The organism is Paenibacillus sp. 01T443 (genome assembly GCF_056398325.1).
In genome coordinates this window covers 16,326-32,015 of sequence record NZ_JBFTPE010000007.1, presented here as the reverse complement: position 1 = coordinate 32,015, position 15,690 = coordinate 16,326, and the positions used below count along the sequence as shown (strand labels likewise).

Genomic DNA, 15,690 nt, shown 5'->3' with positions numbered 1-15,690 from the left:
AGGCTAAAGGTGATTGCTATGGAATCGGGAAAAATCAGCGGGCTTCAATTTTTTATCGTGATCGTCATGTTTGAGCTAGGCGGAGTGATAGCCCTTGGCGTTGGCGGTACCGCAAAGCAGGATACATGGATCGCTATCTTGTTCGGACTTATTCCGGGGCTGTGTATCCTGCTTGTATATGGGAAGCTCTATATGCTCTATCCAAAAGACCCCTTTACAACGTATGTACCCAAAATCGTCGGGCCCTATATTGGAAAACCGCTTGTATTCATCTACAGCGTCCACTTTATGTATCAATCGGTACGCAACTTTCGCGGTATCGGCAATGTCATGTCAATTGCTGTTTATGATGAAACCCCGCTCATTGCGCTGTTATGTTTAATGGCGATTGCATTGATCTATATTGTCTATCAAGGGATAGAAGCCATGACGCGGACAATCGTTACTTTTTTTATCGTCATGGTGGTTCTGGGGGTGATCGGTAATTTATTCGTCATTTTCTCGGATATCATTGATGTGAACAACATGCTGCCCTTACTCGAAAATGGGTGGAAAACGGTTATTAACTCGATTCCGCTTACTTATTTCCTGCCCTATGCCGAGCTGGTCGTTATCATGATGTTTTTTCCGTATGTCGATACAAGAAAAACGGGCTCGGTTGTGCGAATTGGCGTCATGGCTGCCATTTTCTCGGGTCTGGTGCTAAGTTATACGATGGCGCTTAACGCTTCGGTGCTTGGACCGGATCTGCTTAGCCGATCGACGATACCGCTTATGGCAACCACTTCGAAGATTAATATTGGGGATTTTATTCAGAAGATGGATGGCATTTCAATCTCTACACTGGTCATCAGTTATTTTTTTAAGGCGGTTATCTATTTTTACGTGGCTGTCATGGCCGTGACTGATTTATGGAAGCTGAAGGGAGTTCAGGTCATTGCGATTCCGCTTGGCATTCTCATTTTATTTTCCTCGATTATGGTTGCTGAAAATTCGGTGGAAAATTATATCGAGGGCTATATCATTAACCCTTACGTTGCGTTCCCTTTTCAGACTGCGATCCCGGTTGTGCTGTTAATCGTTGCTTTGTTGCGAAAAAAGAAGCAAAGCGCTGCTTGATGGCGGGGGGACACATGCTAAAAATCAGCACCAATAGGCTGAAGATAATCATCACGTATTCCGCGGTCGTAAGCATGATGAAATACGTGCCCAGACTGAGCCATGCTTCAAGATAAGTCATACCGTCAAATAGGTTCATGACGTAATCATAAATCAAATTTGCTATGGCATAACCGATAATAATAAGTGGCACCTTCATGGCAACTCTCCTTTTTTTGATGGGAACTGCTTGTCGTTATTGTGGCGGAATATGGACGGGAGTATGCGGCATATGTTCTAAACGGGGTACATGCATTTTTGAGAAAATTCCAATTTTGTGCTAAGGTTAAAGGATAGAATAAGAAAAAACGGAGGTTGAACTGTTGGCAAAGGTACATAAGGGGTTATCATCTATAGAAATTTTCAAACGGTTTATATTCATTACGATCGGCTCGGTTCTAATGGGCGTTGCCTTGGAATTGTTTCTAGTGCCCAATAACGTGATCGACGGAGGCATTGCCGGAATCTCGATTATGCTGGCGCATTTAACTTCGCTTCCCCTAGGCGTGTTCTTGTTCGTAGTAAACGTACCGTTTCTAATTCTCGGTTATAAGCAAATAGGGAAAACCTTCGCGATCTCTACGCTGTATGGCATTATTGTCATGTCCGTTACAACGTCGCTGCTCCATCATGTTGAAGCATTCACGGAGGAGAAGCTGCTGGCTGTATTGTTCGGCGGACTTATTCTGGGAGTGGGCGTCGGTCTTGCGATTCGATTCGGCGGATCGCTGGATGGCGTGGAGATTGTATCGATTCTCATTTCGAAGAAGCTGCGCATGCCGGTCGGACAGATTATTATGATTTTTAACGTGGTTATTTTTGTAGTCGCCGGTTTCGTCTTTGAGTGGGATTCGGCTATGTATTCGATGTTTACATACTATATCGCCATTAAATTGATCGACATCGTCGTGGAAGGTCTCGATGAATCCAAATCGGTTACGATTATTTCATCCGAATACGAAGAGGTATCGCAAGCGATCATTGATCGGCTTGGCCGCACCACAACGTTGATTCAAGCCCGAGGCGGATACTCGAAGGATGAGACGCAAATGATCTATTGCGTGGTATCCCGTCTGGAGCTGGCTAAGCTAAAATCTATTGTGCAATCCATCGATGAGAATGCTTTTATTGCCATCGAGCATGTATCCGACGTCATGGGCGGCGGCTTCAGCAAGGGCAGCATTCACTAATTACTTATCAAAAAAATCCGGCAGCGTCTTAAACGACGCGAAGCCGGATTTTTTTTGTGCTTTTGCCAAGGAGGACGGCGGCAGCTGTTTATTTAAAGGCTTGTCGTTGCTGCCGCTTCGTCGGCTGACCGTGCTAAGCCTTTATCCTTAACCCCAAGCAGAAAGAGCAGTGCGATAACCATACCGCCCGATGAGAAATAAAATAATACCGAGTAGCCGAACAGATCAATCAAGGAGCCCATAAGCGGCGGCGAAGCAATAGCGGCGAGCGAGGATATTAGATAATAGATTCCGGTGCGCGTACCGATGCTTTGCTCTTTTCCGAGTGAAACAATGAAGGGGTAGGAATTGATATTAATCATGGCCCAGCATATTCCGCCGGCTAGGAGCAGTGCCCGGAGCGGGAGCAGCGCGTCAACAAACGAAATCGCGGCGAAAATCACGACGAGACCGATGACGCCAAGAGTGATGATAAGCTTCTTGCCGAAGCGGTTGCCAAGCAGGCCGCTTGGGATGGCGGCAAGCACAAAGGCGAGCGAGAAGAAGGCAAGCGAGAAGGATGACTGCCCTTCGGTCAGCTGTAAATGATTTTTTCCGTATAAGGTAAAGAAGGCTTCAACGCCTTGATAGGAAAGGAACCAGAAAAAAATCGCTCCAAGCAGAAACATCGTTGGACGGGTCAGCTGACCCTTAAAGGATATTTTGGTCTTCTCCTCGGTTACATTGTAGCCAATAGAATCGCGTTTTTCCTTAATCGTAACGAATAGTATGACTAGACAGACCAGCGTTAATACGGATGCGGTAAGGAAGGGCAGTGAAGCATGCTTCTCGTAAAGAAACGAGCCCCCGGCAAAAGCAATGATGGAGCCGATACCGCCCATGAAATTGATGATACCGTTTGCTTGCGTCCGTTTGCTGTCAGGCGTGATATCCGGCATAAGAGCGACGGCTGGTGAACGGTACAGGCTCATCGACAGGTTCATCAAGACCATGAACAAGACTAAAGTAAGCAAGCTGATATGCCACGGGATTAAAGCGCCAAACAGTGCGGCGAGAGGCATGCCGATAAACAGGTAGGGCATTCTTTTGCCAAAACGGCTGTTCGTGCGGTCGCTGCGGCTGCCGATCCATGGCTGTAAGAATAATGCAAAGTAATTGTCGATCGTCATCATAAACCCGATAAGCGCGGTGCTTTTCAAAAAATTATCGAGGAAAAAAGGGACAAATGCGTTATACAGCGCCCATGTGATGCTGATGCTGAAAAAACCGAACCCGAGCAGCCATGTTTTTTTCACTCTAAGATTGCTCCTCTCTTTGCCAGCATCTCCGCCAGGCGATCAGGATAATCGGTAATGATACCGCCCACGCCGGCCTCGATTAGTCTCTCCATCTCGGCCGTATCATTTACGGTAAAAGGATGATAGGCAATGCCGTGCGCGGACGCCTCTGCGACCCATTCCGGCGTTACCGCTAATTTATAGGCATGCAGCGCATCGGCTTGAAGAGATGCCGCATAGTCCCAAGGACGATACAGTCCTTCCATGTACAAAACCCCTGTACGAATTTCAGGCGCAAGCTGCTTGCAAAGCGCAAGCGAGTAATGATTAAAGCTCGATAAAATTACGCGTTCCGTCATGTGGTAGGTACGAACCATTTGGATGACCTTCTCCTCGATCCCAGGGTAGGGGAAAACACCGTTTTTGAGCTCAATATTGAGAACAATCCCGGTAGGCTTGAGCAGCTCCAGCAGCTGCTCAAGCGTTGGTATCCGCTGAGCATGGAAGTCTGGAGCGAACCAGCTTCCAGCGTCTAGGGCAGCGAGCTCATCATAATCCGTATCCTTTACAAGCTTGTTTAAGCCTGCGGTTCTTGCCAAGGATTCATCATGAATGACGATAATTCGCCCGTCCTTGGTTAATTGAACATCGGTCTCGATACCTGTAGCGCCCAGCTCAAGCGCTTTCTGAAATGCAGCCAGTGTATTTTCCGGGCAGCAGCCGCTTGCGCCGCGGTGAGCGAAATTGATCACGTTTTTGATAAGGGTCACTCCTCTCTTTTTCAAGTTAAGCGAAGCGATAATAAATGAGCACGAAGGTGGCTAGCACAAATATAAAGTTGAGTGACACGAATATCATCTGGTCAATCACCGTGCGGTGCATCGAGACAGGCGGCTTATAGAAACTGGCGCCTTCGATAATGAATAGGATCAGCACGATGTGGATCATAAAATGCCCCGTAAGCTCACTCATGCCAAACAGCATCGTGGTGGATATGAAAATGAGCGTCAACACAACGGAAAGCAGTCGGTTTAATATGCCGACGACAAGCAAATAACCGACAACAAATTCGATGAAGCCTGCCATGACAATGAACAACGCCGGCTCGAAGCCGAACGTTGGCACGTTATGGTTCGCGATTATATCCTCGGCCATCGTGGGATAGATCCATTTCTCAACGGCCACCCAGCAAAGCGAAAGTCCGGTTCCTAAGTAGAGAAGCGGGAAGCCCCATTTGGATTCCTTGGTCCTCTCAAGGAGAAGAACGCCGATGATGGCTAGATAAAAGCCGTAATCGAGCATATGGAACAGTCCGGCTTCGATGCTCGTGTCAATAAACAAGACGAGCATGGCTAGCGCACCTATCTTAGTCGCATAATGCTGCGGAATAAGCAGAAGAACGATTGCCGTCCACATGAGGATGGTTTGCCAGCCGCTTGTAAGCTCGAACTCAAGCGCGAAGCGCGTTCCCGTAGCTGCTTGAATAAGCAGCGATGCGGCAGTACCGTATTTGAGGATCGGCATGGAATATTTTCTAAGCTTATCAAGCTCGCTGTCAATTCGGGTAGAGAGCTTCGATTTGGAGAGCGCGGGCAGCAGCTGGGTCAAGACCGCCAGCAGAACCGCGACGAACACAGCCAGTGTCATGAAAAAAGGAGAGAGCACAGCGGCAATCGGTACTTTCTCTGCAACGACGTCTGTGAACCATTTGACATGTGCATAATAATCCATAAGCTGCTATTCCTCCGATTAGATGTTATTTACAGTTGTTTACGAGGATCGTAGCATATTGCCCTCCATAATAAAAGTGTCAGGAATGGAATAAAAACACAAAACAAGTGTAAACGGCTGTTGCCGTCCTTGGCGGCAAAAGATCGTTTCGCGGTGAAATATAAGCTTATTTATAAATGTGAAACTTATAAATTCTTATATTTTAAAAAAAGGTATTTACATACCCCGTGGGGGTATGATATTCTGATTTCAGAAACATATACCCCATGGAGGTATGTCGAATGAACAAAAGCGCAATAAACAAAGGGGAGCACGAGCATTCTTCCGAAGAATGCTGTGATTCAGCTGCTCCTCGCAAGAGCCATCACTCCGATCAGATGAAGGATAATTTAACGAAACGCCTTAATCGGATTGAAGGGCAAATTCGAGGCGTAAAGGCCATGATCGAGAAGGATACGTATTGCGATGATGTGCTTAATCAGATCGCTGCTGCGCAATCTGCTCTGAATAGCGTAGGGAAGCTGCTGCTTGAGGGACATATGAAAAGCTGCGTCGTTGAACGTATTCAAGCCGGCGAGAGCGAAGTGATTGATGAATTGCTGGTTACGGTTAACAAATTAATGAAATAGTCGGAGAGGGGAATAATAAAATGGCAAATGCAGTATTGAAAGTAGAGGGTATGACTTGCGGGCACTGCGTAAGTGCAGTTGAGAAAGCAGTCGGCAATACGGGTGCTGTAGGTAAGGTTGATTTGGCGGGTAAGAAGGTATCGGTCGAGTTTGACGAAAGCAAAGTAACGCTAGAAGCCGTCAAAGCAGCCATCGAGGATCAAGGCTACGATGTTGTTTAAGGTTTTGGCAAAGCTTAACGAAGAAGAAGTAAGCAGAGGCTGAGCTAAGCCTCTCTTTTTTTACAAAATTATATACCCCATGAGGGTATAGTACCGGTAGGTGAGCATGCATGGAAAAAGCGCAAACGACCATTCAAATCACAGGGATGACCTGCGCGGCCTGCGCCAATCGGATTGAGAAGGGTCTCAATCGGATGGAGGGTGTCGAAGCTAATGTGAATTTGGCGCTGGAGCGGGCGTCTGTTCGTTATGATCCGCTCGTGATGGATGACGCTAAGCTGGAGCAAAAAATTATCGACTTGGGTTACGGAACGATTAAGCAAACGGAAGATACAAACAAGAGCGCAAGTGATTACAAGAAGCAAGAAATTAGAAGGCAGCAGCTGCGGCTTACTGCTGCGGTTGTGCTTTCCTTGCCGCTGCTGTGGGCGATGGCGGGACATTTCGCATTCACCAGCTTCCTGCCGGTGCCGATGCTGTTTATGAATGCTTGGTTTCAGCTGGGGCTGGCTGCGCCGGTTCAGTTCATTATCGGCTGGCCGTTTTACGTAGGTGCTTACAAAGCGCTTCGAAACGGCAGTGCCAATATGGATGTGCTTGTCGCTCTCGGAACATCGGCAGCGTTCTTCTACAGCTTATACGAGACGCTCCAGACGTTAAATCCGTCTGGGCATGGCGCTCATGAGGCGGAGCTTTATTACGAAACAAGCGCGGTGCTCATTACCTTGATCGTGCTCGGCAAGCTCCTTGAAGCTTTGGCGAAAGGCAGATCGTCCGAAGCGATTAAGACGCTTATGGGATTGCAAGCCGCTACGGCTCTCGTGATTCGAGAAGGAGTAGAGCAGCGGATTGCCACACATGACGTTATAGCCGGCGATGTACTGCTGGTGAAGCCTGGCGAGAAAATCCCCGTTGACGGCTTCGTGCTGGATGGTACGTCTACGGTCGACGAATCGATGCTGACCGGTGAGAGCATGCCTGTCGAGAAACGGCAAGGCGATGAAGTAATTGGGGCGACGATCAACAAAAACGGCGCGCTGCGAATGCAAGCCACAAAGGTCGGCAAGGAGACGGCGCTTGCGCAGATTATTAGAGTCGTGGAGGAAGCGCAGGGCTCTAAGGCACCTATCCAACGGGTTGCCGACCGGATTTCAGGCATATTCGTGCCTATCGTGACTCTTTTGGCGGCTGCTGCATTTGTGGTTTGGTACTTCATCCTTGAGCCTGGCGAGCTTGGAAATGCGCTGGAGAAGGCGATTGCGGTACTCGTTATTGCTTGCCCTTGCGCGCTTGGCCTAGCGACTCCGACCTCCATTATGGCCGGATCGGGAAGAGCGGCGGAGCTCGGCGTTTTATTCAAGGGCGGAGAGCATTTGGAGAGCACGCATCATATTGATACGGTGGTACTGGATAAGACAGGTACGGTGACGAAAGGAAAGCCGGAATTAACCGATGTAAGAGCTGCTGCAGGCGTTGAGGAAGAAAAGCTGCTTAGCTGGGTCGGAGCTGCCGAAAAAAATTCGGAGCATCCCGTTGCAGAAGCGCTCGTCACGGGGATCAGGGCTCGCTCGATAGAGATGCCGGAGGCGGAGCGGTTTGAAGCGGTTCCTGGTTTTGGGATTGAGGCAGAGGTTAACGGGCAACAATTGCTGGTAGGGACCCGGCGGCTGATGGAGAAACACGGCGTGAGTATCCTGTCGATAGAAGCGGAGCAGCAGGAACTGGAATCGGAAGGCAAAACGGTCATGCTTATCGCGGTAAACGGGCAATATGCGGGCATGGTTGCGGTAGCGGATACGGTAAAGGAAACGTCGGCTGCTGCTGTTGCCCGCTTGAAGGCGATGGGACTCGAGGTCATTATGCTGACCGGAGATAACGAGCGAACGGCACGGGCAATAGCTAGGGATGTCGGCATTGAACGAGTTCTTGCCGAGGTATTGCCGGAGCAAAAGGCAAAGGCTGTTCAGGAGCTTCAGGCAGAGGGACGTAAAGTCGCGATGGTCGGCGACGGCATGAACGATGCGCCTGCGCTCGTCGCGGCCGATATCGGGATGGCGATTGGCGGAGGGACCGACGTGGCGATTGAGGCTGCGGATATCACGCTGATGCGCGGTGATTTGAACAGCATCGCGGATGCCATACGCATGAGTAAAGTTACCATGGCAAATATCAAACAAAATTTATTCTGGGCGCTGGCATACAATGTCATTGGCATACCGATCGCTGCTGCCGGTTTTCTTGCTCCATGGCTGGCGGGGGCGGCTATGGCTTTAAGCTCGGTATCCGTAGTGTTGAACGCGCTCAGGCTGCAAAGGATGCGATAATACAATATGAAGAAGGTAGAATCGGGAAAAATGAAATATCGAAAGCGTACGACGGCTGCGGCCGTCATCGTGCTAAGCTTGCTCGCTGCCGGCTGCGGCAGCGCGTCCAAGGACGAGCATGCACAGCATGCTTCGGACAACCAAGCGGCGGCAAACGAGCATAGCGGGCATACTGCTAATGAGAATGCAAATGCAAGCGGCGACAGCGCGGCTGATAACCATAGCGGTCACGGCAATGATGGTGAGGCCTCGGATATGACGGCTGCGGATGTGTCGCTGGAATGGCGTTTTTCACCGGAGAAACCGGAGCCTGGAGAAGAGACGAATATTGAGCTATTTCTTTATGACAGCGCAGGCAAGCCTATTGAGAAATACGATGTCAATCACGAGAAGCTGATGCATCTTATCATTGTAAGCGAGGATATGACCGAGTTCATGCATATTCACCCTGAATATGCGGGCAAGGGTAAATTCGAGGCTGCGGCTTCTTTCGCCAAGAGCGGAACGTACAAGCTGTTTGCGGATTTTATTCCTACAGGTTCCGCGCAGATGACGGTTGCATCAACCCTGAAGGTTGCTGGGACGAAGGAACCCGCAGAGACGCTGAAGAAGGATGCGCAGTTAATCAAAACCGTTGACGGCGTTATGGCCGAATTAAAGGTCTCCTCATTCAAAGCGGGACAAGAGGCGGATTTGACCTTCACGTTTAGCGATGAGATCTCAAAGGACCCGATTACCGATTTGCAGCCTTACTTAGGCGCGATTGGGCATGTCGTTATTTTGAACAAGGATTTGAGCCGCTACCTGCATGTTCATCCTAAGGATGAGAATGGGAGCGGACCAACCGCCGAATTCTCAACATCTTTCCCGGAGCCGGGTTTATACAAAATATGGGGCCAATTCCAACGTGACGGGGAAACATTTATTATTCCGTTTACGATAGAGGCTGAATAATAAAGAAAAGGCCGAAAACCTTTATATAAATGCTAATCACCTGGAAACAGGTGATTTTTTTTGTGTTTTTTGGGTGAAGCGTAGATTTGGAAAACCCAATGGTTACGCGGATTGTGGATGGTATGAGGGGCCAAAAATAGAAAACGCTTACTAAAAATATTGAAAAATGCATTTTTGGGGCTTGAAAAGATGGGAATACGTGTTAAACTAATCGTGTAACAAAGTTGTTAATCGATTAATATAATTGCTATTTCTTTTGGAGGTGAGCGTGAGCCGATTCAGCATGCGGGATTTTTGGTTCTCTAATCCGATACCGCGCTTTACGGTTAATAAATTAATGATTTATTAAGCAGGTGGGGGCGAAAAACCAGACACTGCTTATCTTTATCGCAAATGGGAAGTACTGCCGATAAGGTACTGCATGACCCAATCGCGATTGAAACGGCTGGTTACTAAGGGGAGTCATGACAGCATGACAGGCATAAGAACCATTTTTGCTTCAAGCAATGCTTTGAATAATGATTAATAAATTAGTTAATCTCAGGTATTCAACCACACACCATAAACGAGTCAGGTACTAATGACTATATCGTTTAAGGGATGAAATGTAAACGCTTTATTTCTAAAAAATGAAGGAGGATTTTAGATGAAAAAGATTGCAAGCACTTTCATTTTTATGTTGGCACTTATCATGCTTATAACGGCCTGCTCCAGCGGTGCAGGGACGAACACGGTCAACAACGGCACGGAAAATACACCTGCGAATGCAGGAAGCACTAACGAAGCGGCGACGAATGAGCCGGCAGCAGAAAATGCGGAATCCGGGGATGCGGTTGCCCAATCGACCGTTGATCCGTCTATCTCCGGAGAAGTAACGTTCTGGACGTTCCTCGACAATAAAGAAAAGGATGCAGCGCTTCAAAAGGCATTTAACGAAGTTTATCCCAACATTAAGTTGAAAACGATTTTTGTGCCGTTTGGAGATTTGCATGATAAGCTGCAAACGACTTTGGCAGCAGGTAAAGGCGCGCCGGATGTGGCGCTTGTCGAGCAAGGCCAATTTACGCGTTACAGCACAGGAAACGTGCTAGAGGATTTGCTTCAACCGCAATATGACGCCGGCAAATACCAAAGCCTGGTGTCCGAGTACAACTGGAACCGCTGGTCATCCATCGATGGCAGCAAATTGCTCGGTATGCCGTGGGATGTTACACCGGCTGTAACTTACTACCGCGYAGACATTTTCGAAGAGCTGGGCCTGCCTTCCGACCCAGCCGAGCTTGGCGAGTACATTCAAGACCCGGACAATTTCTTCACTCTTGCCCAAACCTTGAAAGCAAACGGCAAGTACTCGATGGAATGGCGCGATTCACCGGTTCACTGGCTGGGCGACTCGGTGGGTTACTATGACAGCGAAATGAACTGGGTACGGAATACAGATGAATTCGTGAAATTCCTTGATATTTCGAAGCAGGTTAACCAATTGAAAATTGCTCCTCACGACGGGATCTACAGCGACAAAGGTAAGCAGCGCGTGAAAAAGGGTGAATCCCCAATGTACGTAGCGGGAACATTCGGCGCGCGTGACCTGGAAATCAACTTCCCGGATCAAAAGGGCAAATGGAGAGCAACAACGATGCCTTTCGGCCTGAACGTAGGCATGGGCGGATCGACATTCGTTATTCCTTCGCAAAGCGGAAACAAAGACGCGGCATGGGCATTCGTGGAATTCATTACGACTTCCGAAGCAGCATGGAAGCTTTGGATCGAGCAATCCGTTCAACCGGATTACAAGCATATTACTAGCCAAGAATGGTACATCAATCACACGAATCCATATCTCGGGGACCAAGAGGACTATAAGTTCTACAATGAGCTTGCCAGCTTGATTCCGGTAAGACGCTACACTCGTCTTGACGGCTTGGCATGGCCGCTATGGGTAGAAGGCGTGCTCGCTGCGCTTGATAAAAACATCGATTCCAAAACAGCGATTCAGCAAACGCAAGAAAACATTGAGAACAAGCTGAAGGCTGAAAAAGAAAAATTGATGAAAGAGCTGGCACAATAGCTCTTGCAGTAATCCATGCTTTTGCAGGTCCGAATCATCCTTCCGAGCGGGGGATGATTCGGCATTTCTGCTCGACCGCAAATATAACTTTCATCGCGAAACGAGAGCTGAACCGCCTGAGAATGACGGCAGCCGTTTACGCTAGTATGGCAAGGGGGTGCTCCTTGGTGATTCGTTGGCTAAGTAAGTATAAGGTAACATTGGTTGTCATTGCCGCATTAGTCTGCTTCTTTTTGTGGTGGAATAATTCAAGGGGCTACAACGATGATGCAATGGCTGGAATTGCGCTGGATGCGGGAATCGATGAATCTTCAATTTTGGAAGGTGAAGACGCCAGCAGCAAGCTGGAGCCGTCTTTTAATAAATATGCGGACAGCTGGAATGAGCAGGGCGCAGCGGATACGAAGGATTTCAGCGTGAAGCTGTCTTCTGCGGATTATTTGGCGATCAGCGAATCGGGGACGAGAATCGAAACGGGGCTTGGCGGTCAAGCCGGCCAAGCATTAGCGCTAATCGATGAAGATAGCTGGGCGGATTATGCCTTTGAGGTGCCGCAGGACGGCTACTATCAAATGGGAATGAGCTACTACGCTATGGAGGGCAAGCGCTCATCGGTTGTTCGCAGCGTGCAGATTGACGGAAAATATCCTTTTTACCAGGCCAAAAAGCTGGAATTCCAGAGGATGTGGAAGGAAGCAGGCGAGCCCTGGTTCGATAATCAAAACAATGAATTCAATCCGCGGAGGGAAGAAACAGCAGGCTGGCAGTACCGGGAATTCCGCGATTCGGAAGGAAAAACGTATGAGCCGTTCCGTTTTTATTTGACGAAGGGCAAGCATACGCTCCGCATACAAGCGGTACGCGAGCCTGCGGCAATCGGGGAGATTGATATTTACTCGCCGGTACAAGTGCCGACCTATGCAGAGGTGGCAAGCACCTATGAGCAGAAGGGCTACAAGAAGACCGCCGGACAGCTCATCAAGGTGCAAGCGGAGCTTTCAACTTTGAAGTCTGATCCAACGCTTAAACGAATCGAGGACCGCGAGCCGGCAACGGAGCCGTTCAAGAAGGATTCGATTGTACTTAACACGTTTGGCGGAGCGAGCTGGCGGACGGGCGGACAATGGGCAGAGTGGGAGGTCGAGGTACCGGAGAGCGGCTTGTATGAGATTGGCGCCCGTTACGGGCAATGGTTTCTGAATGGCATGCCGACACAGCGAACGGTAACCATCGATGGCAAGCTGCCTTTTAAAGAAATGAATGAAATTTCTTTTCCTTACAAGTCTGAATTCCAAATTTCAAAATTTGGCGGCAATAGCGAAAGCAAAGAGCCTTATCTCTATTATCTGGAGAAGGGCAAGCATACGATTCGCATGGAGGTTCAGGTGGGTGCGCTCGGACAGATGCTGGAGACGGTTACGGATACGACACGCAAAATGTCTCTTTTGGGACGCGAGGTCATTCAAGTAACCGGGACGAATCCGGATCCGAACGGCGACTGGCGCTTGGAGCAAAATATTACGAACCTTGTGCCGCGCCTGCAGCTCATGGCAAAAAGCATCGATGAAACGATCAAAGGGCTGTACGCGCTTGGCGTAGATGAAGGCAGCTCGGAGGTCAGCACGCTTTATGAGGTGCGCGATGTTCTTCTCAGCATGGCGGAGGAGACCACTACCATTCCGGGAAGGATGCCGCAGTTTAACGATTTGCAGGCATCCCTTGGCACATGGGTGAATGGGCTGAGCAAGCAAAGCCTGCTGCTTGACTATCTGATTATCAAGTCGCCTGATACGGCTTGGCCGAAGCCTGCTGCCGGATGGGTGGCTAGAACGGGGACAATGCTGTACGACTTTACGAGCTCCTTTACGAAAAATTACGGCGGTATCGGCAATGTTTATGAAGACGAGCAGGTGCTCGACGTATGGGTAGCCAGAGGCCGTGATTGGGTCGATATCATCAAACAGATGATTGACGAGGATTTCACGACGGAGACGGGCATTAAAGTAAACGTTAACGTGATTCCGGCGCAGCAAATGCAAGTGCTTCTGCTTGCGAGCACGGCCGGTCTGGCACCGGATGTTGCGCTTGGCGTAGAGGGCGAAATTCCGATCGATTACGCCGTCCGGAACGGGCTGGTCAACTTGGAGGAGTACGAAGATTACGATGAGGTAGCCGCACGCTTCAGGCCAGGCGCGCTCATTCCTTACAAATATGACGGCGGCAGCTATGCCCTGCCGGAGAATCAAAACTTCAACATGCTGTTCTATCGCAAGGATATTATGCAGCAGCTGGGCATAAAGGAGGAAGAAATTCCGGACACCTGGCAGGAAGTGATGGATCTTATCCCTATTTTGCAGCAGAACGGGATGGACTTCTTCTACCCGCATGCGCCGAATAATCCGGCGCTTGCAATCAATGAATTCGCGCCATTCCTATTCCAGCAGAACAGCGAGTTCTACCGTGAAGGCGGTAAATTCTCAAACCTTGATTCGCCGGAGGCGATGGAGGCGTTTAAGCTGTGGACGGGGCTGTTCACGAACTTTAAAATATCGAAGCAAGCCGACTTCTATAACCGCTTCCGTTCCGGCGAAATGCCGATCGGGGTAGCGGATTACTCAACCTATGTACTGCTGTCGACGGCAGCGCCGGAGTTAACGGGCTGGTGGGGGATGAAGCCGATGCCGGGCATTCAGCAGGAGGACGGACAGATTAACCGTTCCACCGGAGGCCTAGCGCAAACGGGCATGATCTTCAAAGACACGGACATGAAGGAACAATCATGGGAATTCCTGAAATGGTGGACGAGCGCGGATACGCAGGAAAGATTCGGCTCTGAGCTGGAAGCGCTGCTTGGCGTAGAGGCGAGATGGAATACGGCCAATATCGAAGCGCTGCAGCGTATGCCTTGGCAGTCCTCCGATATCGAGGCCATTCTGGAGCAGTGGGAATGGTTCAAGGAGCGCGAAGTCGTTATCGGCGGTTATTACACGACGAGACATATCGCGAATATATGGAATCAAATTGTATTAAACGGCAAAATACCGCGTGAAGCGGTGGAGGAAGGCGTTAAGGAAATCGATAAGGAATTGCGCAAGAAGCGCGAGGAATTTGGCTTAAACGATGAATCCGCCGAACAGGCAGCTTCAAAAGGAGGCGATAGTCCGTGAAAATGAACACAGAGCCGGCGGCAGTAATCGTGGACACTCCAAAAGCGGAGCGCCTCCGCAAACCGGGCAAAATGTCCTTGCTGTGGCAGGAAATGAAGAGAAACAAGGTCTCGTACCTGTTTCTCGCTCCATTTCTCATTCTGTTCACGCTGTTTACGATCGTTCCGGTCGTCACATCGGTCGTTCTAAGCTTTACGTATTACAACATCTTGGAGGCGCCGAGATTTATCGGCCTCTCCAATTACAGGCTTTTGTTCGTCGATGACGATATCTTTCTCAAAGCGATTGGCATTACATTGAAATTCGCGTTCATTACAGGGCCGGTCGGCTATGTCATGGCGTTTCTGCTGGCTTGGCTCATCAGCCAAATTCCGCAAAAATACCGCTTTTTCTATACGCTTTGTTACTACACGCCGTCGATAACGAGCGCAACGGCGATGTCGGTCGTATGGCTCTATCTGTTTGCGGGCGACCGCAAGGGCCTGCTCAACTATTTTGCATCGAAGCTGGGCATCATCGACGAGCCGTATTTATTTTTGCAAAACATTAACTCGATCGTTCCCGTTATCATTATCGTTTCCTTGTGGATGTCGATGGGCGTAGGCTTCTTGGCTTTCCTTGCCGGCCTTCAAAACGTACCAAAAGATTTGTATGAGGCGGGAGAGATTGACGGTATCAAATATAGATGGCAGCAGCTCATTTATATTACGGTACCGTCGGTTAAGCCGCAGCTGCTGTTCGGCGCGGTGCTTCAGGTCGTTAGCTCGCTGACCGTATTCGATGTCAGCGTCCAGCTTGTCGGCTTGCCGAGTCCGCTGTACGCGGGCCATACGATTTTGACGCATTTATTCGATTACGCCTTTATTAAGTTTGAGATGGGCTACGCTGCGGCCATTGCGGTCGTGCTGTTCGTCATGATGATCGGACTGAACCGTCTCATATTCAAATGGCTAGGAAAGGACTGAACCGAT

General features: G+C 49.3%; 13 protein-coding genes. 9 read left to right on the top strand and 4 right to left on the bottom strand.

What is annotated here, in order from left to right; all coding sequences use genetic code 11:
• Positions 1–18: 18 nt before the first annotated feature.
• Positions 19–1,119 (top strand): GerAB/ArcD/ProY family transporter, encoded by a 1,101-nt coding sequence (locus AC1DLI_RS12460; RefSeq protein WP_477602963.1) that lies wholly within the window; start codon positions 19–21, stop codon positions 1,117–1,119.
• Here AC1DLI_RS12460 and AC1DLI_RS12455 read toward each other — a convergent pair.
• Entirely contained in the window at positions 1,025–1,318 is a 294-nt protein-coding gene (locus AC1DLI_RS12455) for a YczF family membrane protein (RefSeq protein WP_477602961.1), read from the bottom strand. The two genes, AC1DLI_RS12460 and AC1DLI_RS12455, sit on opposite strands and share 95 nt — an antisense overlap.
• A 163-nt stretch (positions 1,319–1,481) precedes the next feature.
• Between AC1DLI_RS12455 and AC1DLI_RS12450 the strand changes: the two genes are divergently transcribed.
• Positions 1,482–2,348: a YitT family protein gene (locus AC1DLI_RS12450; protein ID WP_477602959.1), complete on the top strand. Its 867-nt coding sequence runs from the start codon at positions 1,482–1,484 to the stop codon at positions 2,346–2,348.
• A gap of 92 nt (positions 2,349–2,440) precedes the next feature.
• On the opposite strand, the gene AC1DLI_RS12445 is transcribed toward AC1DLI_RS12450, so the two are convergent.
• Genes AC1DLI_RS12445 through AC1DLI_RS12435 form a run of 3 tightly spaced genes read right to left on the bottom strand, consistent with a single transcriptional unit; the run spans position 2,441 to position 5,356 of the window.
• Positions 2,441–3,643, bottom strand: coding sequence for an SLC45 family MFS transporter (locus AC1DLI_RS12445; protein ID WP_477602957.1), 1,203 nt, complete (start codon positions 3,641–3,643; stop codon positions 2,441–2,443).
• Complete coding sequence (locus tag AC1DLI_RS12440; protein WP_477603405.1) at positions 3,640–4,386, bottom strand: glycerophosphodiester phosphodiesterase; 747 nt, start codon at positions 4,384–4,386, stop codon at positions 3,640–3,642. Before AC1DLI_RS12440 ends, AC1DLI_RS12445 begins: the two co-directional genes overlap by 4 nt.
• A gap of 25 nt (positions 4,387–4,411) precedes the next feature.
• Positions 4,412–5,356 (bottom strand): DoxX family membrane protein, encoded by a 945-nt coding sequence (locus AC1DLI_RS12435; protein ID WP_477602955.1) that lies wholly within the window; start codon positions 5,354–5,356, stop codon positions 4,412–4,414.
• Between the two features lie 281 nt (positions 5,357–5,637).
• Between AC1DLI_RS12435 and AC1DLI_RS12430 the strand changes: the two genes are divergently transcribed.
• From AC1DLI_RS12430 to AC1DLI_RS12400, 7 genes are all read left to right on the top strand, one after another.
• The gene (locus AC1DLI_RS12430) at positions 5,638–5,985 is read left to right on the top strand and encodes a metal-sensitive transcriptional regulator (RefSeq protein WP_308996044.1); all 348 of its coding nucleotides are present in this window, start codon (positions 5,638–5,640) and stop codon (positions 5,983–5,985) included.
• A gap of 20 nt (positions 5,986–6,005) precedes the next feature.
• Positions 6,006–6,206, top strand: coding sequence for a copper ion binding protein (locus AC1DLI_RS12425; protein WP_477602953.1), 201 nt, complete (start codon positions 6,006–6,008; stop codon positions 6,204–6,206).
• A gap of 110 nt (positions 6,207–6,316) precedes the next feature.
• Entirely contained in the window at positions 6,317–8,530 is a 2,214-nt protein-coding gene (locus AC1DLI_RS12420; RefSeq protein WP_477602951.1) for a heavy metal translocating P-type ATPase, read from the top strand.
• A 6-nt stretch (positions 8,531–8,536) separates the two neighbouring features.
• Positions 8,537–9,484: a hypothetical protein gene (locus AC1DLI_RS12415; protein ID WP_477602949.1), complete on the top strand. Its 948-nt coding sequence runs from the start codon at positions 8,537–8,539 to the stop codon at positions 9,482–9,484.
• Between the two features lie 646 nt (positions 9,485–10,130).
• Positions 10,131–11,552: an ABC transporter substrate-binding protein gene (locus AC1DLI_RS12410; RefSeq protein WP_477602947.1), complete on the top strand. Its 1,422-nt coding sequence runs from the start codon at positions 10,131–10,133 to the stop codon at positions 11,550–11,552.
• A gap of 167 nt (positions 11,553–11,719) precedes the next feature.
• Positions 11,720–14,719, top strand: coding sequence for an extracellular solute-binding protein (locus AC1DLI_RS12405; protein WP_477602945.1), 3,000 nt, complete (start codon positions 11,720–11,722; stop codon positions 14,717–14,719).
• Positions 14,720–14,721: 2 nt separating this feature from the next.
• Positions 14,722–15,684, top strand: coding sequence for a carbohydrate ABC transporter permease (locus tag AC1DLI_RS12400; RefSeq protein WP_308996071.1), 963 nt, complete (start codon positions 14,722–14,724; stop codon positions 15,682–15,684).
• Positions 15,685–15,690 lie beyond the last annotated feature (6 nt).

Bases quoted from the DNA above. Each gene is read 5' to 3' on its own strand.
- AC1DLI_RS12415 (WP_477602949.1), top strand. From the start codon at position 8,537: ATGAAGAAGGTAGAATCGGGAAAAATGAAATATCGAAAGCGTACGACG.
- AC1DLI_RS12420 (WP_477602951.1), top strand. From the start codon at position 6,317: ATGGAAAAAGCGCAAACGACCATTCAAATCACAGGGATGACCTGCGCG.
- AC1DLI_RS12425 (WP_477602953.1), top strand. From the start codon at position 6,006: ATGGCAAATGCAGTATTGAAAGTAGAGGGTATGACTTGCGGGCACTGC.
- AC1DLI_RS12400 (WP_308996071.1), top strand. From the start codon at position 14,722: ATGAACACAGAGCCGGCGGCAGTAATCGTGGACACTCCAAAAGCGGAG.
- AC1DLI_RS12460 (WP_477602963.1), top strand. From the start codon at position 19: ATGGAATCGGGAAAAATCAGCGGGCTTCAATTTTTTATCGTGATCGTC.
- AC1DLI_RS12435 (WP_477602955.1), bottom strand. From the start codon at position 5,356: ATGGATTATTATGCACATGTCAAATGGTTCACAGACGTCGTTGCAGAG.
- AC1DLI_RS12430 (WP_308996044.1), top strand. From the start codon at position 5,638: ATGAACAAAAGCGCAATAAACAAAGGGGAGCACGAGCATTCTTCCGAA.
- AC1DLI_RS12455 (WP_477602961.1), bottom strand. From the start codon at position 1,318: ATGAAGGTGCCACTTATTATTATCGGTTATGCCATAGCAAATTTGATT.